The sequence below is a fragment of the Actinomadura luzonensis genome (assembly GCF_022664455.2).
In the GTDB taxonomy this organism is placed as follows: Bacteria; Actinomycetota; Actinomycetes; order Streptosporangiales; family Streptosporangiaceae; genus Nonomuraea; species Nonomuraea luzonensis.
This window is the reverse complement of record NZ_JAKRKC020000001.1, coordinates 6,330,284-6,349,731: the sequence shown is the minus strand read 5'-3', so window position 1 is coordinate 6,349,731 and position 19,448 is coordinate 6,330,284. Positions and strand designations below refer to the sequence as shown.

Annotated in this window: 13 protein-coding genes; 10 read left to right on the top strand and 3 right to left on the bottom strand. The window is 71.7% G+C overall.

Annotated elements, in window-relative coordinates:
* Window positions 1-80 precede the first annotated feature (80 nt).
* The 5 genes from cobA (at window position 81) to MF672_RS30015 (ending at window position 9,150) form a co-directional block, all read left to right on the top strand.
* Window positions 81-1,313 (top strand): uroporphyrinogen-III C-methyltransferase, encoded by a 1,233-nt coding sequence (gene cobA / locus MF672_RS30040; protein WP_242375716.1) that lies wholly within the window; start codon window positions 81-83, stop codon window positions 1,311-1,313.
* Window positions 1,310-4,351, top strand: a complete 3,042-nt coding sequence (locus MF672_RS51515) for a dynamin family protein (protein WP_302893279.1) — start codon at window positions 1,310-1,312, stop codon at window positions 4,349-4,351. Before cobA ends, MF672_RS51515 begins: the two co-directional genes overlap by 4 nt.
* Window positions 4,348-5,973, top strand: coding sequence for a GTP-binding protein (locus MF672_RS30025; protein WP_242375715.1), 1,626 nt, complete (start codon window positions 4,348-4,350; stop codon window positions 5,971-5,973). Before MF672_RS51515 ends, MF672_RS30025 begins: the two co-directional genes overlap by 4 nt.
* Before the next feature lie 605 nt (window positions 5,974-6,578).
* A complete protein-coding gene (locus MF672_RS30020) occupies window positions 6,579-7,166 on the top strand; it encodes a single-stranded DNA-binding protein (RefSeq protein WP_242375714.1) in 588 nt (195 codons plus the stop codon).
* Between the two features lie 550 nt (window positions 7,167-7,716).
* Window positions 7,717-9,150 (top strand): sensor domain-containing diguanylate cyclase, encoded by a 1,434-nt coding sequence (locus tag MF672_RS30015; RefSeq protein ID WP_242375713.1) that lies wholly within the window; start codon window positions 7,717-7,719, stop codon window positions 9,148-9,150.
* Window positions 9,151-9,468: 318 nt separating this feature from the next.
* Here the strand turns inward: MF672_RS30015 and MF672_RS30010 are convergent, their stop codons facing one another.
* Window positions 9,469-10,818 carry a pentapeptide repeat-containing protein gene (locus tag MF672_RS30010; protein ID WP_242375712.1) on the bottom strand — a complete coding sequence of 450 codons (1,350 nt, stop codon included), beginning with the start codon at window positions 10,816-10,818 and terminating at the stop codon, window positions 9,469-9,471.
* A gap of 445 nt (window positions 10,819-11,263) precedes the next feature.
* Between MF672_RS30010 and ettA the strand changes: the two genes are divergently transcribed.
* Window positions 11,264-12,928, top strand: coding sequence for an energy-dependent translational throttle protein EttA (ettA, locus tag MF672_RS30005; protein ID WP_242375711.1), 1,665 nt, complete (start codon window positions 11,264-11,266; stop codon window positions 12,926-12,928).
* Between the two features lie 449 nt (window positions 12,929-13,377).
* Here ettA and MF672_RS30000 read toward each other — a convergent pair whose 3' ends face one another.
* On the bottom strand, window positions 13,378-14,691 hold the full coding sequence (locus MF672_RS30000; RefSeq protein WP_242375710.1) for an MFS transporter: 1,314 nt from the start codon (window positions 14,689-14,691) through the stop codon (window positions 13,378-13,380).
* 167 nt (window positions 14,692-14,858) lie between these two features.
* On the opposite strand from MF672_RS30000, the gene MF672_RS29995 reads away from it, so the two are divergent.
* The 4 genes from MF672_RS29995 to MF672_RS29980 all read left to right on the top strand — a co-directional run bounded on the left by MF672_RS29995 (window position 14,859) and on the right by MF672_RS29980 (window position 17,294).
* On the top strand, window positions 14,859-15,371 hold the full coding sequence (locus MF672_RS29995; RefSeq protein ID WP_242375709.1) for a VOC family protein: 513 nt from the start codon (window positions 14,859-14,861) through the stop codon (window positions 15,369-15,371).
* Between the two features lie 65 nt (window positions 15,372-15,436).
* Window positions 15,437-15,844: a Zn-ribbon domain-containing OB-fold protein gene (locus MF672_RS29990; protein WP_242375708.1), complete on the top strand. Its 408-nt coding sequence runs from the start codon at window positions 15,437-15,439 to the stop codon at window positions 15,842-15,844.
* On the top strand, window positions 15,841-16,968 hold the full coding sequence (locus MF672_RS29985; RefSeq protein WP_242375707.1) for a thiolase C-terminal domain-containing protein: 1,128 nt from the start codon (window positions 15,841-15,843) through the stop codon (window positions 16,966-16,968). The genes MF672_RS29990 and MF672_RS29985 overlap by 4 nt, the downstream gene beginning before the upstream one ends.
* Window positions 16,969-17,042: 74 nt before the next feature.
* Window positions 17,043-17,294, top strand: a complete 252-nt coding sequence (locus tag MF672_RS29980) for an SCO4226 family nickel-binding protein (protein ID WP_242375706.1) — start codon at window positions 17,043-17,045, stop codon at window positions 17,292-17,294.
* A gap of 44 nt (window positions 17,295-17,338) precedes the next feature.
* Here the strand turns inward: MF672_RS29980 and MF672_RS29975 are convergent, their stop codons facing one another.
* Window positions 17,339-19,444, bottom strand: coding sequence for an acetate--CoA ligase family protein (locus tag MF672_RS29975; RefSeq protein WP_242375705.1), 2,106 nt, complete (start codon window positions 19,442-19,444; stop codon window positions 17,339-17,341).
* Window positions 19,445-19,448: the final 4 nt, after the last annotated feature.

Here is a 19,448-nt window from a genome sequence, read left to right as displayed (position 1 = left end):
ACCCATGCGCAGCAAATGACGGAAGCGAAGCCGGTAGGTTTACCTCTTAACACAACCTGCGCGAATGGGAGATTCCCCTCATGGGTCCCTACCTCCTCGGCCTGCGGCTTTCCGGCCGCCGGGTGCTCGTCGTCGGCGGCGGTCGCGTCGCCCAGCGACGCGTGCCCGCGCTCCTGGAGGCCGGTGCGGAGGTCACCGTCGTGTCCCCGCACGTGACCCCGGCCCTCGACGACCTCATCGCCGCCGGGAGAGTGATCTGGCACGAGCGGCCTTACGAGGTCGGCGACTGCGACGGCGCCTGGCTCGTCCAGGCCTGCACCGACGACCGGGCCGTCAACACCGCGGTCGCCGCCGAGGCGGAGGCCAAACGCGTGTGGTGCGTGCGGGCCGACGACAAGGACGCCTCCGCCGCCTGGACCCCCGCCACCGGCCGGGTCGACGAGATCAGCGTGGCCGTCACCGCGGGCGGCGACCCCCGGCGGGCCGCCGGCATCCGCGACGCCGTCGTCGGGGCCCTCCGCGACGGCACCGTCGAGGCCCGCCGCAACCGCACCAAGCCGGTCGGCGTCGCCCTCGTCGGCGGCGGCCCCGGCGACCCCGGGCTCATCACCGTGCGGGGGCGGCAGCTCCTGGCGCAGGCCGACGTGGTCGTCGCCGACCGGCTCGCGCCGCGCGCCCTGCTCGACGAGCTCGCCCCCGACGTCGAGCTGATCGACGCCGCCAAGGTCCCCTACGGCCGTTCGCTGTCCCAGGAGACCATCAACGACGTGCTCGTGGACCGCGCCAGGCAGGGCAAGTTCGTGGTGCGGCTCAAGGGCGGCGACCCGTTCGTCTTCGGGCGGGGCGGCGAAGAGATGATCGCCTGCGCGGAGGCCGGCATCCCGGTGCTGGTCGTGCCCGGCATCACCAGCGCCGTCGCGGTGCCCGCGATGGCCGGGGTGCCGGTGACGCACCGGGGCGTCAGCCAGGAGTTCCACGTCATCTCGGTGCACGTGGCGCCCGATGACCCCAAGTCCACCGTCGACTGGCCCGGCCTGGCCCGTTCCCAGGGCACGCTGGTGCTGCTGATGGCCGTCGAGCGGCTGGCGAAGGTGGCCGAGGCGCTGCTTCGAGACGGACGTTCGCCGGATACTCCCGTAATGGTGGTGCAGGACGGTACCCTTCCGACCCAGCGGGCGGTCAGCGCTTCGCTTTCCACCGTGGCCGACCGCGTGTCCGCGGCTGGGATACGACCGCCGGCGATCGTCGTCGTCGGGGACGTCGTCAGGGTCGGCCAGGAGGTCGAGATGGTTCGAGCGGAGCGCCTGCCGTGAACACGGCCATGGATGACGGGCGGCAGGAGTCGCTGGGGGAGCAGACGTTGAGCTTCCCCGCGATACGCGACGACGACACCTTCGACGCCTTCACCCCTGCCGGGGAGCCCAAAAAGCCCTCCGGCGACCCGTCCGGAAAGCCCTCCGACGGCTCGTCCGGCAAGCCCTCCGACGATCGCTCCGACGGCCGCTCCGATGACCCGTGCGTTGCCGCGTCCGACGAGCGGCCCGCTGCCGCGTCCGACGAGCGGTCCGACGCCGCCCCCGGCGAGCAGTCGTTTATCGAGCAGCCGATCGCCGAGCAGCCCGCCGCCGAGCAGCCCGCCGCCGAGCAGCCGGCTGACCGTCGGCGCGGCGACGATGCCGCGTTCGTGCGGTCTGCCGACCCTCACCAGGGCCCGCAGCGGGCCGTCCGGCCGCAGCAGCAGCGCGCGGGCGACCCTCTGCCGAGGCGCCGCCCCGCCGCCACGAGCCGCCCCACCCCCGACCAGCAGCCGGACAGCGCCGCACCCCACGGCACGACCGAGCACGGCGACCCGGCCGCGCGCATCGACTTCTTCACCCCCCGCAAGCCCGTCACCCCCACCTCAGACGACACCAGCGCCACCCCAGCCCCGGACCCCCGTCCCACCGCTGACCCGACCTCCGGTCCCGCAACCGACCGAACGGCCCTCTTCGCGCCCGACCGGTCCGCCCGCCCGGCCCCGGCCGCCGGCACCTCACCGGCCCGGTCCGCCGCCGCAGCCGACCCGGCCGCCTCCGGCGAGCCCTCCCTTTTCACCAGGCCCGCCTCCCTGAACACCCCCTCCACCACCGAGCCCGCGCCAACACCGGCCGGCCCCACCCCCGCACCCGCCACAGACCAGTTCACCACCGACCGCCCGTCCGACGCGGAGCCCTCCCGAACGACGGAGCCACCGGGCGACACCGACGAACCGAGCACCACGGACGAACCGAGCACCGCGAATCAGCCGAGCGCCGCCGATCCCGCGCGCGACCGGGAGCCCTCGCCCGAAGCCGAGGCTGAGGCTGAGGCCGACCAGCCACGTGACAACCCCCCGTCCGAGGACGAGCCGCCCGCGGAGGAGCCGCCCGCCGACTCCCCGCAGCCCGCCGACGCTTCCACCGAGGAGCCCGCTGCCCTCGACCCCGACGACGCCCACCCCTCCCACGAGTCCTCGACGGAAGCCGAAGCCCCCGACGACGACGAGCCCTCGTCCGAGCCCCAACCACAGGACGACCCCGAGGCCACCTTCCGCCAGGCCGAGGCCACCACCCTCGACGACCTAGAGGACGACGACGAGGACACCGGGGATACCGAGGACACCGGGGACACCGACGGCACCGGGGACACCGAAGGCACCCGTACCGAAGCCCTCCCCCCAGAGCTGGTCGAAGCACTCACCACAGCCCTCGCCCAGCTCCGCGAGAGCATCACCGACCTACGCCTCGGCCTCGACCTCCCGGGCGCGAAGGAGGCCAGGCAGGCCCGCACAGACCTCCTGGCCCAGCTCGACAACTACGTCCTGCCCCGGGTGCGCACCAGCACGGCCCCGGCCCTGATCGTGATCGCCGGTTCCACCGGCGCGGGCAAGTCCACGCTGGTGAACAGCCTCGCCGAGCGCAACGTCTCCCGCACCGGCATCCGCCGCCCGACCACGAGCACACCGGTCCTGGTGTGCCATCCGGACGACCGCGAGTGGTTCGCCGAGGGCGAGCTGCTCGCCACCCTGCAACGCCTCGAACCCCCCACCCCCACTCCCAGCGCGCAGACGGGAGCCTCCGGCAAGAACGGCCTGGTCGTCGTCTCGACCGAGAAGCTGCCCCAGGGCGTGGCGCTGCTCGACACCCCCGACATCGACTCGGTCGTCGAGGAGCACCACGAGGTCGCCCACCGCATGCTCGACGCCGCCGACCTGTGGATCTTCGTCACCACCGCGGCCCGCTACGCCGACGCGCCCGCCTGGAGCCTGCTCAAGCTGGCCAAGGAGCGCGGCGCCCGGCTGGCCATCGTGCTGTCCCGGGTGCAGCCGAAGTCGGTGGACGTCGTGCTGAAGCACTTCGTCCGCATGCTCACCGAATACGGTCTGGGCGACATCGACCGGTTCGTCATCCACGAGTCGACGGTCACCGACGGCCGGCTGCCCGACAGCGAGGTCACCGACCTGCGGTTGTGGCTGGCCGAGCTGTCCGTGGATGAGGGGCGGCGGGCCGAGGCCGTCCGCGAGACGCTGAACGGCGTGCTCGACAGCTTCCGCACCCGCGTGCCCGCGCTGGCCAAGCACCTGGAGGCGCAGGTGGCGTTCCGGGCCGAGCTGCGCAGGGACGTCGAGGCGGCCTTCTTCGGCGCGCTGAGCGACATCGACAAGGCCGCGAGGGGCGGTTCGCTGCTGCACGGCGAGGTGCTGGCCCGCTGGCAGGACTTCGCCGGCTCCGGCGACCTCATGCGTTCGCTGCAGCTCCGCAGGCGCGGGCGGGCGGCGCGGCAGGCGCCTGAGCGGGTGGTCGCGTTCAAGACGGCGATCCGCACCGGCCTGGAGTCGGTGATCGTCGCCGCCGCGAACCGGGCCACCGCCGAGGTGGTCGCGCGCTGGCGGCACCGCGCCGAGCTGGGCGGCAAGCTCGGCGAAGGGCTCGACCGGCCCTCCGACACCCTCGTCCGCAACGCCGGCCGGGCGATCGCGTCCTGGCAGGAGCACCTGAGCGAGCTCGTACGGACCGAGGGCGTGGCCAAGCGCTCGGTGTCGAAGCTCGTCTCGTTCGACCCCGACTCGCTGTCCCTGATCTTCACGGTGGCGATGTTCAGCGGCGCGAACGGCGAGGACGTCCCGCACCGCCTGGTCAACGCCCTGCTCGGCGCCGAGTCGCTGCGCGGCATCGGCGCGAAGGCGCTGAGCGATCTGCGGGCCAGGATCAGCATGTTGTTCGACGAGGAGGCCATGCGTTACGTGCAGGCGCTCGACTCCGCGGGCATCCCCGACGAGTCCGTCGCCACCCGGCTCTACCAGGCAACGTACAACCTCGAGGTCGCTCGATGACCACCACGACCACCCCACGTCCCGGCCTCGCCCCGCGGCTGACCGCGCTCACCAAGCTGGTGGAGCAGGCCCCGGGCCGGCTCGACAAGAAGCTGCTCGACGAGGCCACCACGCTGCTGCAACGCGCCGGCGAACGCCTCAGGCTCTCCTCCGACCACACCGTCGTCGCGCTCGCGGGCGGCACCGGCAGCGGCAAGTCGTCGCTGTTCAACGCCATCTCGGGGCTGGAGCTGTCGCCCACCGGCGTGCGCCGCCCGACAACGGGCCGTACGCACGCGTGCGTGTGGGGGGTGGAGGGCTCGGGGCCGCTGCTCGACTGGCTGCAGATCCAGGCGCGGCACCGCTTCTCCCGGGCCAGCGCGCTCGACAAGGCCGAGACCCAGCTCAACGGGCTCGTCCTGCTCGACCTGCCCGACCACGACTCGATTCGTGCGCTCACCGACACCGAGGCCGACCGGCTCATCGGCCAGGCCGACCTGGTGGTGTGGGTGCTCGACCCGCAGAAGTACGCCGACGCCTCCACGCACCGGCGCTACGTGACGGAGCTGGCGGGGCACGACGCGGTGACCGTGTTCGCGCTCAACCAGGCCGACAAGCTCGACGCCGCGGAGCTGGCCGAGCTGCTCATCGACCTCAACGACCTGCTGCGCCGCGAAGGCGTCGAGCACCCGAGCGTGGTGCCGACCTCGGCGGTCACCGGGCGCGGCGTCGAGAGCCTCAAGAGCGTCATCGCGACCGCCGTCTCCCGCCGCCGCGCCGCCATCCACAAGCTGGAGGCCGACCTGCACCGGCTGGAGCAGCGCATCGCCGAGGCCATGCCGGTGGGGGAGGCGCTGTCCGCGCCCGCGTCCGTGGACGAGGCCCGCCGCATGGGGCTGACGGACGCGCTGTGCGACGCGGTCGGCGTCCCGGCCGTGGGCGAGGCCATGGAGAACGTCTACGCCGAGCGTTCCAGCCAGTGGGTGGGATGGCCCTTCCCGCGCTGGGTCGCCAAGTTCCGCGCCGACCCGCTGAAAAGCCTGCGCCTGGAGGACGTGAGCGAGGAGATCCGCGGCATCACGACGGGCTCGGTGAGCGCGCAGACCGCCGAGGTGGCCAACGCCGTGCACGCCCTGGCCGACGGGCTGTCCATGAACATGCACCCGGTCTGGCGGGCGGCCGTCCACCAGGCCGCGAGGTCCAGGGCCAAGCAGTTGCCCAAGGCGCTGACCGAGGACCTCACGGAGGTGGCGCCGCGCCTCGACCGCGTGCCCGGCTGGTGGTGGGCGCTCAAGGTGTGGCAGTACGTGCTGGTGGCGGCGTTCCTGGCGGGCGCGGTCTGGCTGGCGGCCGGGCTCCTCATGCCCGGCTCGCTCCCGCCGTCGCTGGAGCTCCTGGGCGACAGCGCGACACTGCCGTGGGTGGGCCTGATGATGGCCTCCGTCCTGGGGCTGGGCGCGTTGTCGGGCATCGCCTCCCGCAACTTCGTCGAACTGGGCGCCTCGCGGGAGCGGGAACGCCTCGAACGCGAGATGCGCCGCCGCGTCGCCGCCGTGTCCGCCACGATGGTCATCGAGCCGGTCGAACGCGAGCTGACCCGCCACCACGCCTTCTACACCGCCCTCCGCGGCCTCTCCCCCTGACGCCTCCCCAGGCCCCCTGACGAGGGCGAGCACGCGAGACCGACGCCACCGACCGCGGTTTCTGCGCCTGCGACAGGCACCAACCCCCGGGGACACGAGGCGCGAGTCGCAGGACACGCGCCGCTCGCAGCCCGAGACACGGGGGCATGCCGCTCTGTGACCCGAGACGCAGGGGGCGCTCTTCCGCGACCCGAGACCCGAGACGCGAGACGCGAGACCCGAGGTGCGAGGCGCGCCGGATGCGTCACAGGCTGTGCCGCAGGCTGTGCCGCCCTTCAACGTGGGATGCCGCCACAAGACACGCGCGGCCACCTCAGGACAGTTGTCGCCCTCCGACTCGAATTGCCGCCACAGCCCGCCCACCGTCCCAGAGCCCGCTCGCCGCTCGCCGCAAGGCGACGACTCGACAGACATCAGCACAAATGCGTGCGCGCACACGTACCGAGGAGTGTGCATCCGAAAGGGCGTGAACACGGGGCGTGCGCCATCCCTCCACACGCCTCCATCCACAGAATCCCGCTCGCCCACCCCCGCCCACCCCGCCTTCCGGCACCTTGTTCCCAGGTCGCGGGCACTCCGCCCGCCCGCCGCAGGGAAGGCACGAGATGAACGACATCTACATCACACTCACCGGCAACGTCGCAGCAGAGCCCAGGCAGTACGCCTTCGAGGACGGCCTGCGGGTCACCTCGCTGAAGGTCCTCACCTCACACCGCTACTTCGACAAGAAGACAGGCCAATGGACGGACGGCGACCGCGTCTGCTTCACGGTCCGCTGCTGGCGTGCCCTAGGCGAGAACGTCGCCACTTCCGTACGGGCAGGCCAGCCGGTCGTGGTGTCCGGCCGGCTGCGCATCCGCGAGTTCGGCCCCGACGGCGACCGCCGCTTCATGCCCGAGATCGAGGCGAGCGCCGTGGGCCACGACCTGCGCTGGGGCACCGGCGTCTTCACCAAGCCGGAGCGCGGCGGCGGAGTGACCACCATGAGCAAGGAGATGCGCGAGCGCCTGGACGAGGAGACCCAGGACTGGGCGATGGCCACCCGCCCCGGCCGCTCGTACACGCCCGCGCCGGACGGTCCCGCCGTCCGCGTCCTCGGCCCGGCCGGCCCAGAGCCGTCCGCCGAGGACGGCGACCAGCAATCGGACCCGCTCCCGGCGGAGGAAGACCGCCCCGCAGCGGCGGCCGCATGACCGGCACGCCATAGCCGTGTGCGGGGACGCCACCACTTCCACCGTCCCCGCACACCCACCCCCGAAGCGCGACGCCCAGCCAACCAGCGCGATGGCAGGACGAGGGGAACGCGCGATGGCGGAGCGACCGGGACGAGACAGCGAAGCCCCGAGCTCAGAGACGGACAGCGGAACGAGAGGGACGAGGCAGCGGAGCCCCGAGCTCAGAGACGGACAGCGGAACGAGAGGGACGAGGCAGCGGAGCGGGAGAGATGCGGTGGTGGAGCGAGAAAGATGCGGTGGTGAAGCGGGAGGAGAGGGAGTGGGGGAGGGGGCACCGGCCTTCCCAATTGCTCACCCCGAAGGTGGCCGATGGCGTGTTCACCCGCTACAGATCCCTAGGAGGCATCGATCAGGTCCAGGTCACGCCCCGCACCATGGCTGCTCCTTTCCGGCACGGCCCGCTCGCGGAGTGAGCAGGCACGGTCCTTATCAACGTATCGGTTCCCATCGCACAACGCACACTCCGCAATTATTGTGTTACACATCGTTAGTTAGGGAGGAGACGAGATGGCGGCGACCAGTCACGCCTCTATCCAGCCTCGCGACGGTGTGTCAACACTGGTCGGCCGCTGGCCGTTGCTCGGGCAACGCCGCGCACTCGTGATCTACCTGTCTGCCATGGTCGCCCTCGACCTTGTCGCGATCATGGTGTTCTCCATCACCGTCGAGTTCCGATGGTCGGACGTGTACACGTTCAGCGCCCTCATGGCGTGCGGTGCGGTGTGCATCGAGGCCACCAGACGGTTGGGCGTGCCGGCCGGTGTCTCGCGCGACCTGTTGTCGGCCTGGTGGCTGCCGGTGGCCTTGCTCCTGCCCCCGCTGTACGCCTTGTTCGCGCCCATAGTGCTCCAGGCTCTGTTGCAGATGCGGGTCCGGGCGACCGTGCTCTACCGCCGGGTCACCAGCTCCGCCGCCATCGGCCTGGCGGGATGCACGGCCTCGGTGTTGTTCCACCGTTTCGTCGATGATCCGGGGGTGCTCTCGCGGGGCAGCGGGCCGCCGATCATGTACGCGGTCGCGGCGGCCGTCCTGTTCGCGCTGCTCAACATCGCCCTGATCGCCATCGCCGCGCTGACCGCCGACCCCGACATGAGCTGGCGGGAGGTGCTGTGGAACAAGGAGAGCCTGCTGCTCGACATCGTCGAGCTGTGCCTCGGCATCACCGTGGCGATCGGCTGCGGCCTCAACCTCGCCCTGCTCCTGCTCGCCCTGCCGCCGGTCGTCCTGTTGCAACGCAGCCTGCTGCACGCCCAGTTGCAGGCGGCGGCGCGCACCGACGCCAAGACCGGGCTGCTGAACGCCGCCGCGTGGCAGCGCGAGGCCGACACGGAGATCGTCCGTGCCCGCCGCACCGGCGACACCCTGGCCTTGTTGATCATCGACATCGACCACTTCAAACGGGTCAACGACGCTCACGGGCACCTGGCGGGCGACCAGGTGCTCGTCGGCGTCGCGTCCACCTTGCGGAGCCAGCTCCGAGAGTACGACGTGGTCGGCCGCTTCGGCGGGGAGGAGTTCGTCGTCCTGCTGCCGGGCGCCGACGCCCGCGAGGCCCGGCGCGTCGCCGAACGGCTGCGCGCCCGCATCGGTCACATGGCGATCCCCGCCGACGACACGCTGATCAGGGTCACCATCTCGACGGGTGTCGCCCTGATGAGCGTCCACGGGGATGATCTCATCGAGCTCCTGGCCGCCGCCGACCTGGCCCTCTACCGAGCCAAGGAGCTGGGACGCGATCGGGTCTGCCTGCCTGCCATTCAGCCCCAGCCCCAGCCCCAGTCCCAGCCGCAGTCCCAGCCCCAGTTCCAGTCTCAGCCTCAGTCCCAGTCCCAGTCTCAACCTCGGCCCCAGCCCCAGCCCCAGTTCCAGTCCCAGCCTCGTTCCCGGCCGGAGCCGCCAGAAGCCTCGGAGGGTTCGAGGCCGGAGCAGCTTGGCATATGAGCGTTTCGGCGTTCGGGCAGCTCGGCGTTCGGGCAGCTCGGCGTTCGGGCGGCGGGGTGGTCGGGGCCTTGGCGTTCAGGGCCTTGGCGTTCGGGGGGTTGGGTGTTAGGGCGGCTCGGTGTTGCGGGGGTCGGCGTTTGGGGTCGGACTCCTGTGGTTCGGGATTCGGGCGGGTCGGAATCCCGGCGATTGTGGGGCTTTGGAGCTTTGGGTGTCGTTTGCTCCGGAGCTGCGTGCGTTGGGGCCTGGTGCGGGATTGAAGGGCTGGATCGCGTGGGTGGGCGGGGGCGTTGGCGGAGGGTGAGGGGTGTCGGCTGATCAGGGCGTGGGGGCTTCCGCAGGGAGTTTGGTTGATTCGTTGGTCTTGGCTCTGGACAGGGCGGTCGGGTCCAGGGTGGTTTGGCTGAGGTCTACGCCGCGCAGGTCGGCGTCCGTCAGGTCTGCGGAGGTCAGGTCTGCGCCCTTGAGGTTCGTACCTGTCAAGTCGGCGCTGTGAAGGGTCGCCCCGATCAGGCGGGCTTTGCGTAGGTCTGCACCGCTCAGGTTCGCGCCCGACAGGTTGGCGTGGCTTGCGTCGGCGCCGCGTAGGTCCGCGTTGAACAGGTCGACGCCGCTGAGGTTCGCCCAGCTCAAGCTGGCGCCGCGCAGATCGGCCTCGAACAGGTCGACGCCGCTGAGGTCGGCGGCGGTCAGGTTCGCTTCGCGGAGGTTGGCCGTGAACAGGACCGCGTTCGGGAGGTCGGCGTTGCCGAGGTGTGCGCGGCTCAGGTCGGCGCCGGACAGATCCGCGTACGTGAGGTCGGCGCCGGTCAGGCGGGCGCCGTGCAGGTCTGCCCTGGTCAGGACGGCGGTGTCGAGGTTCAGGCCGGTCAGGTCGGCGCCCGGGACACGGATGCGGGCCAGGTTGCAGGCGCAGACCCAGTCGTGTCCGGGCTCGGTGCTCGGGGTGTCGTAGACGCTGCCGAGGACGTTCAGGGCCATCTGTACGTCGGTGGCCGGTCGGGCGGAGGGCGGGGCTTTGAACGTGGATTCGTGCCGGCGCACGTATGCGGCCATGAGGTCGGCGGTCGTCACGCGGTCGTGCGGGGACTGCTGGGCGAGGCGTCGCAGCGTGTGGATCGCGTTCAGGCGGACTTCGAGCTTGGAGGAGGCGAGCTGGCTCACCGCCTCGGTGTAGGTGTCGGTGCCTGGTCTGTCGCGCGGAGTACTCGGGCCCGTCGATCTGGAGGTGTAGGCCAGGCCGCCGGCGGCCAGGAGCAGGCCGAGGACCGAGGCCCAGGTGCCCAGCCGGCTGAGATGCGGGCCACGGGTGGAAGGGGAGCCCTCGTCGGGCGGGCAGGGCTCGGAATCGGGAGGTTCAGCCGGCTCCGGGGTGAGGCGGCGGTGGAGCGTGGGGGTGAGCCGGCGGGTGGTGACCGCCAGGAGGGTGACGGCCGCGAGGACGGTGAGCGCCACGGGAGGCAGGTCCGCTGCGGAGTACGGCGGCAGCAGGTAGCGGGGGAGCCACTTGAGGGCCGGTTGCCACCAGGAGTCGGCGGGTGCCGACAGGGCGAGCCGGTAGGCCGCCGGGGCGAGCAGGTAGACGGTCGCGGTGGTGATGACGGTGATGACGACCACGCTGATCGACCAGATCAGGGCCCGCAGCCGCCGTGCTTGCCGTGATGTCACATGAATCATTCGACCTGAAGGTGACGGCCGAATGTAGGCCCAATGACGTAACTGTTGAGGCAGGGACGCGGGCGCTCGGGGGGTTGGGGCTGGGGGATGGGGTGCCGGCCCGGGTCGGTGTTGAGCTTGTGCTCGACGCGGCGAGGGGGCGAGGGATCGCCCTGCGGGCGGGCGGGCGGGCGGTCGGGCGGTGAGCTGTGCTTGGTTCGGCGGGAGGGTGAGGGGATGGGGGCTTGCGGGTGATGAGCTTGTGCTTGGTTCGGCGGGGGTGAGGGGTCGGGTTTGAAGGGTGGTGGGCTTGTCCTGGGGTCGGCGGAGGGTGAGGGGTGAGGTTCGCGGATGGTGAGCCCGTCCTCCGTTCGGGGGAGGAGGAGGGGAGGGGGGTTCGGCGGACGGTGGGGAGGAGCGGCGGAAGCCCGGGCCGGGAGCCCCTAAGCTAGAGAGCATGCCGGAGTACATCTACACGATGCAGCGCGTGCGTAAGGCGCATGGCGACAAGGTGGTCCTTGACGACGTCACGCTGTCGTTCCTGCCCGGAGCCAAGATCGGTGTTCTGGGGCCGAACGGCACCGGGAAGTCGACGCTGCTCCGGATGATGGCCGGCCTGGAGCAGCCGTCCAACGGTGAGGCGCGGCTCATGCCCGGTTTCACCGTGGGCATGCTCCAGCAGGAGCCCCCGCTGAACGAGGAGAAGACGGTCCTCGGGAACGTGCAGGAGGGCGTCGCCGAGACGATGGCGATGCTCCAGCGCTTCAACGACATCGCCGAGCAGATGGCCACCGACTACAGCGACGAGCTGATGAACGAGATGGGCAAGCTGCAGGACCAGCTGGAGCACCGCAACGCCTGGGATCTCGACAGCCAGCTCGAGCAGGCGATGGACGCCCTGCGCTGCCCGCCGCCCGACGCCGACGTGTCCAAGCTGTCCGGTGGTGAGCGCCGCCGCGTCGCGCTGTGCAAGCTGCTGCTGGAGGCCCCCGACCTGCTGCTGCTCGACGAGCCCACCAACCACCTCGACGCCGAGAGCGTCCAGTGGCTGGAGCAGCACCTGGAGAAGTACCCCGGCACCGTCCTGGCCGTCACCCACGACCGTTACTTCCTGGACAACGTGGCGGGCTGGATCCTGGAGCTCGACCGCGGCCGGGCCTACGCCTACGAGGGCAACTACTCGACGTACCTGGAGGCCAAGGCCCAGCGGCTCAAGGTCGAGGGCCAGAAGGACGTCAAGCGCAAGAAGCGCCTCGAGGACGAGCTGGAGTGGGTCCGCTCCAACCCCAAGGCCCGCCAGACCAAGAGCAAGGCGCGACTCCAGCGCTACGAGGAGATGGCGGCCGAGGCCGACAAGTTCCGCAAGCTCGACTTCGACGAGATCCAGATCCCGCCGGGCCCGCGCCTCGGCACCACCGTCATCCGGGCCGACGAGCTGACCAAGGGCTTCGGCGACCGGCTGCTGATGGAGGGGCTGACGTTCGACCTGCCGCGTAACGGCATCGTCGGCATCATCGGCCCGAACGGCGTCGGCAAGACGACCCTGTTCCGGATGATCACCGGCAGCGAGACGCCCGACAAGGGGTCGATCACGGTCGGCGAGACGGTCAAGATCTCGTACGCGGACCAGAGCCGCGGCGGCATCGACCCGAACAAGAACGTCTGGGAGGTCGTCTCCGACGGGCTCGACCACATCAAGGTCGGCAACGTCGAGATGCCGTCCCGCGCGTACATCGCGGCGTTCGGGTTCAAGGGCCCCGACCAGCAGAAGAAGGCCGGGGTGCTGTCGGGCGGCGAGCGCAACCGGCTCAACCTGGCGCTCACCCTCAAGCAGGGCGGCAACGTGCTGCTGCTCGACGAGCCGACCAACGACCTCGACACCGAGACGCTGTCGTCGCTGGAGAACGCGCTGCTCGACTTCCCGGGCTGCGCGGTCATCACCTCGCACGACCGGTGGTTCCTCGACCGCATCGCCACGCACATCCTGGCGTGGGAGGAAGGGTCGAACTGGTTCTGGTTCGAGGGCAACTTCGCCGACTACGAGAAGAACAAGGTCGAGCGGCTGGGTGCCGACGCGGCTCGCCCGCACCGGGTGACGTATCGGAAGCTGCACCGCGACTGAGCTTGTAGCGGGTGGCAGGACGAGGTTGAGGAACGTCAAGCGGCAGGCTGTCGGCCTGCCGCTTTGTCGTTGGTGACGGTTTTGGGGGCGAGGGGTCGGAAGGGCGGGGGGTCGGGAGGGCGGGGGAATGGGCTCCGGGCCCGGGACGTGGGGCGACGTGCGTGGTGGTGGGGCGGCCAGGGGGTGCGGGGACGCGCGCCGCCGCGTCCTCCGGGTCCTTGCGCAGTTCGTCGGCCTGGCAGGTGAGCAGCCCGGACGTGCGCGGACGACGCGATCAGCACCTCCTGCACCGCGCCGCCCGGCATGCCGGCGAAGGCGTCGCGCTCCTCGGTCGCCGTGCGTTCACGCCGGCCGGTGACGTCCGGCTCGCACACGTCCCGGCGCCGGCGCAGGTAGCGCTTGTAGAGCTGGGTAGAGTCCGCGCACCCCCGCCGGCCCGGCCGGGTCGCTCATCCCTTGGCCTCCACCGGGACGTTGACGGGCGTCCGGGCGGCGCGCCGCCAGGGCCCGTTGAACATCACGATGGCGGGGATGAACAGCACGAGGCAGCCGAGCGCGACGAACAGCCACGTCTGCCACCCGGTGGCCTCGACCACCCGCGGGATGACGATGAGCCCGATCACCGCGATGCCCTTGGACAGGAAGCCGAACAGCCCCCACGCGGTGCCCTGCAGGCGCGGGTCGGCGTCCTCGGCGTCCTCGGAGTAGTTCGCCATCCAGGGCGCGTAGGCGACGCCGAGCGAGCCGCCGAGCAGCGCGCCGACCAGCATGAGCGTGCCGGCGGAGACGCCGGGCTGCCCGAGCAGGACGGCGAGGAAGGCGGTGACGAGCACGGCGGCGAGCGTCCCGCCGAGGGTGAAGGGCTTGCGGAGCTGGAAGCGGTCGGACAGGCGGCCGGTGACGATGAGCGTGATGAGGTTGAGGCTCCAGAACGCCGCCATGATCGTGGACGCCTCGGCGCTGCTCACGCCGAGCGCGCCGACCAGCATGGTCTGCCCGAACAGCGACAGCGTGATGTAGAGGACCAGCCACAGGGAGATGCCGACGACGTGCGCCCAGATGTTGCGCCGGGCGAACAGGGCCCGCACCCGGACGGGCTGCGCGGCCTCGACCGTGTGGGTGGCGGCGCGCTCGGTGAGCTGGATCCTGGCCCGCAGCTCGGGCGACAGGTCGGCGATGTTGAGCGCGATGACGACGGAGATGACCAGCGAGAAGCAGCCCATGATGACGAACTGCGAGCGCCACGAGTCGTTGAAGATCGGCAGGGTCCAGCCGGCCACGGCGGCGGCCAGGAAGTTGGCGCCGACCGGCCCCCACGTCCAGAAGCCGAACGCCTGCGCCCGGCCGAGGCGCGGCGAGAAGTCGCGGATGAGCGGCGCGGTGCTGGCCATCGCGACGCCGTCCACGAACGCCAGCACGATCCTGGCGATCAGCAGGTCGCGCGGGCTGTGCACGAGGGTCATGGCGAAGCAGCACACGGCGGTCAGCGCCATGAGCGGGATGAGCAGCCGCACCCGGCCCACGCGGTCGGTGAGTCTGCCGCCGAGGATGGAGGCGATCGCGCCGGCCACGGCGGCCGCTCCGGAGACGGCGCCGTACGTGGCCAGCGTCATGTCCAGATCTTTGAGCAGCAGCGGCACGACGGGCGCGATCTGCCCTTCGTAGGAGCCGATGAGGATGGCCAGGACGGCCATCGTCAGGATTTTCATGCGCCGGGCGCCGGTCGGGTACTCGTCGAGCTCACGGACGTAGGACAGCCTCATGGGTGGCCTTTCTGGTCGGGCTGGGCCCCCGCCTAAGGTTCTAGAAGCTAGCTCTAGAATCTATTTCTGCGATGCTGCTCCTCACGCGGCCCCGCCGTCAAGAGTGAGCCGCCGGCCTCGCGCTAGAATCAAATTCTAGGATTCCCTCCCGAGCAAGGAGTCTCCCCTTGGACCTGGAACTCGACGGCCTCGAGGTGCGCTTCGACCACACGGCCGTGGCCGCGCCCCGCATCAGGGACCTGCTGCCGATCTACCGTGACCTGCTCGGCGGGCGGCATCTGGGGGGCGGGGGCGACAACCGGGTCAGCGGCTACCGCACCCTCCAGCTCACCTACGCGAACGGAGGCAAGGTCGAGCTGATGGAGCCGCTGCCCGGCTCGGCCTTCTTCGACAGCTTCTTCGAGCTGACCCGCGGGCGGGGCGGCGTCCACCACCTGAACTTCCACGTCGACGACCTCGGCGCGGCCGTCGCCAGGCTCACCGCCCGCGGCTACCGCCTGCACGGGCTCAACCGGGCCGACACCCGCTGGCAGGAGGTCTTCCTGCACCCGAAGGAGGCGCACGGCGTGCTGATCCAGCTCGCCCAGCCGGGCTTCCGCGACCCCGCTGAGCCGCGTCCGAACCTGGAGGACGTGCTCGCCGGCCGTGGCCGCAACGGCAACGGCGTCCCGAGCCCCTGAGACCCCTTCCCTCCGCACACGCCCCAGTCTTAGAGTGAAATTCTAGAACCAGATTGGGGAGGCCGATGAAGCCGGCACCTAAGCCCACGCCCGAGACCCAGCCGTTCTGGGACGGCACGGCCGCGGGCGAGCTCAGGATCCAGCGCTGCCAGTCGTGCGAGCGCCACTACTTCTACCCCCGGCCGAGCTGCCCGCACTGCGGCAGCGACCAGGTCGAATGGGTCCGGGCCAGCGGGCGCGCGACCCTGTACTCGTACGTGATCAACCACCGCCCGGCCCCCGGCTTCGAGGACGCGGGCCCGTACGCGATCGCGGTCGTGGAGCTGGAGGAGGGCGTGCGCATGATGACGAACATCGTGGGCGTCGAGAACGTCCCGGAGAAGCTGCCCCTGGACATGGAGCTGCAGGTGGTGTTCGAGCGGCGCGGGGACGTCTCGGTGCCGCTCTTCGAGCCCGCGGGGGAGCCGCGATGAACGTCGTGATCGCCGGGGCCGCCGAGACCGACGAGGTCGGCCGCCTGCCGCAGCACTCCACCCTCCAGCTCCACCTGGAGGCCGCCCGCAACGCCCTGGCCGACGCGGGCCTGACCAAGGACGACGTCGACGGCATCGCCACCGTCGGCACGCCCGGCCCGATCCAGGTCGCCCACGCCCTCGGCATGACGCCCGCCTGGCTGGACGGCACGGGCGTGGGCGGCTCGTCGTTCCTGTTCCACGTCCGCCACGCCGCCGCGGCCATCCGCGCCGGGCTGTGCCACACCGTGCTCATCACGCACGGCGAGTCGGGCCGCTCACGCGTCGGCGCCGGCCGCTGGGGCATGGGCGCGGACTCGCTGCTGGGGCAGTTCGAGCTGCCGTACGGGGTGGTCGGGCCGCCGACGTCGTTCACCATCACCGCGCTGCGCTACATGAAGGAGACCGGCCTCACCCACGAGCAGCTCGCCGAGGTGGCCGTCGCGCAGCGCCGCTGGGCCAGCCGCAACCCGCGCGCGATGTTCCGCGACCTCATCACGGTCGAGGACGTCTTCGCCTCGCGCCTGGTCGCCTACCCCTTCCACCTGCTGGAGTGCTGCCTGGTCACGGACGGCGGCGGCGCGCTGATCGTCACCTCCGAGGAGCGCGCCCGCCGCTCCCCGGTCTACCTGCTGGGCTCGGGGGAGTCCGCGGAGTCGCCGATCATCTCGCAGATGGAGGACTTCACCACCTCCAAGGCGTTCCGGTTGTCCGGCGAGGCCGCCTTCGCCGAAGCCAAGATCACCCATGACGACGTCGACCACCTGATGATCTACGACGCCTTCGCGCACGTGCCGATCTACGGCCTGGAGGACCTCGGGTTCGTGGGCCGCGGCGAGGCCGGGGCGTTCATCGCCGAGGGACACACCTCGCCCGGCGGCCGGCTGCCGCTGAACACCAACGGCGGCGGCCTGTCCTACACCCACACCGGCATGTACGGCATGTTCGCCATCCAGGAGTCGGTGCGCCAGCTCCGCGGCGAGGCCGCCGCCCAGGTGCCCGGCGTGGAGCTGAGCGTCGTGCTGGGCAACGGCGGCATGTTCGCCTCGGCCGCCACCCTGGTGCTCGCCAACCGCCTGCCCTGAGCGCCGCGGCGGAACGCCGTGGAACGGGATGGAACGCCCCTCCTCACGACAACGAAGATCGTAAGGAGGGTGCGATGCCCAAGTTCATGGACGTCCACAGCGGGTTCGTCGGCGTCACCGAGGAACAGCTGCGCGAGGCGCACGAGCGGGACCTCGCGATCGAGGACTCCGAGGGCGTGCACTTCGAGCGGGCGTGGCTCGACCCGGACTCGGGCAAGGTGTTCTGCCTGTCGTCCGGGCCGTCGAAGGAGGCGGTGCTGCGCGTGCACGAGAAGGCGGGGCACCCGACGACGGAGATCTACGAGCTGCCCGTCGAGGTCGAATGAGGGGGACGCCGGCCGGGGGCTGCGGACCCCGGCCGGCGTCGGGTTCAGCCGTCCTGCCAGGTCACCAGCGCGTCCAGGGCCTCGACGCGGGAGCCGGTGACCAGCAGCGGGTTGATCTCCAGGGACTCCAGCCGGTCGCCCAGGCTCCCGGCGAACGCCGCGATCCGCGCCACCACCTCCGCCACCGCGTCCAGGTCCGCGGGCTCGGCGCCGCGCGCCCCGCGCAGCAGCGCCGCGCCGCGCAGCTCGGACAGCGCGAGGCGGACCTCCGCGGCGTCCACCGGCAGCACCCGCAGCGCCGCGTCCCGCAGCACCTCCACCCACACCCCGCCGAGCCCGACGGCGAGCGTCAGCCCCCACGCGGGGTCGCGAACGACGCCGACCAGCAGCTCGACCCCGCCGCCGCGCTGCGGCTGGACGAGCACGCCCGCCGCCTCGGGCACCGCCGCCATCAGCTCCGCGTGCACCCGCCGCACCTCCGCGGCGTCGCGCACGCCGAGCCGCACCCCGCCGACGTCGCTCTTGTGCCCGAGCCCTTCGGCGGCGACCTTGAGCACCACGGGATAGCCGAACCCGTCGGACGCCGCCACCGCCTCCTCCGCCGTCGCGGCGAGCGCGGACGGCACCACCGGCAGCCCCGCCGCCTCCAGCAGGGCGGCGGCGCGGTGCTCGGCCCACACCCCGCGCGCCCCCTCGGGCACGGCCGGCGGCGGCCCCGGCTCGGCGGCGGGCCTGGCCAGCACCCGTTCCCTGGTCTCCGACCAGCGGACGGCGGCGGCGATGGCCTGCAGCCCGTGCTCGATCCCGCCCGTCACGTACGGGTAGCCGGTCTCCTGCTGCACCCGTCGCCCGAACTCCGTCACGTCCGTCAGCACGTTGCTCACCACGACGACCGGCACCGGCGACTCGGCGATGCGCCGCGCGGTGGCCGAGTAGAGCGCGAACACCGGCGCCGGGTCGGGCGGCGCGGCCTTCGGCGGCTCCGACAGCAGGAGCACCACGTCGATCCCGGGGTCGGCGGTCACCACCTCCAGCGCCCGGCCGAGCAGCGTCCGGTCGATGAGCACGTACCCGGTCACGTCCAGGGGGTTCTGCACGGTGCCGAAGGACGGGACGATCCCGGCCAGCTTCGCCACCGTCGCGGGCGCGAACGGCGGCAGCTCCAGCCCCTCGTCCTCGGCCCGGTCCGCGATGATCTCCGAGGCGCCGCCGGACGGCGTGACGACGCCGACCCGGCGGCCGGGCAGCGGCCCGGTGGCGGCCAGCAGCCCGGCCGTGATGATCAGGTCTTCGAGCGAGCGCACCCGGAGCACGCCGAGCTGCCGCAGGGCCGCGTCGATGACGTCGTCGTCGCCGACCAGGGCGCCCGTGTGGGCCTGGGCGGTGCGCGAGGCCAGCTTGCTGCGCCCGATCTTCAGCGCCACGACCGGCTTGCCGGCTTCCAGCGCCCGCCGCGCCACCCGGGAGAACTCGGCCGGGTTCCTGATCGTCTCCAGGAACAGCGCGATGACCTTGGTGGCCGGATCGTCCACCAGGTAGTCCATCACGTCGGTGACCGTGAGGACGGACTCGTTGCCCATCGAGGTGAGCAGGCTGACGCCGACGTTGCGGGCCAGCGCGAAGCCCAGCACGGAGCTGGCCAGGGCGCCGCTCTGCAGCACCACGCCGACCGAGCCGCGCAGCAGCGGCTCGGGGATGGGCAGCCCGTACGGGGTGACGCCGGCGGCGGCGTTGATGTAGCCGTTGCCGTTCGGCCCGAGCACGGTCAGCCCGTGCTCGCGGGCGAAGCCGGCGACCTCGGCCTCCAGCCGCGCGCCCTCCTCGCCCGACTCGCCGAAGCCGGCCGTCAGCACCACGTAGGCGCGGATGCCGAGCTTGGCGCCCTCCTTCAGCACGCCGAGCACCGCCGGGGTCGGGACCATGACGTAGGCCAGGTCGACCGGCTCGGGGATCTCGGTGAGACTGCGGTACGCGGGCTGCCCGTGCACCACGCCGCCGCGCGGGTTGACCAGGTGCACCGGGCCGGGGAAGCCGTGCGTGCGCAGGTTGAGCAGGGTGCTGACCGACCACCCGGACTTGTCCGTGGCGCCGACCAGCGCGATCGAGCGCGGATTGAACAGCTCCCTGACCGATGATGCCTCGACCGACATGCGA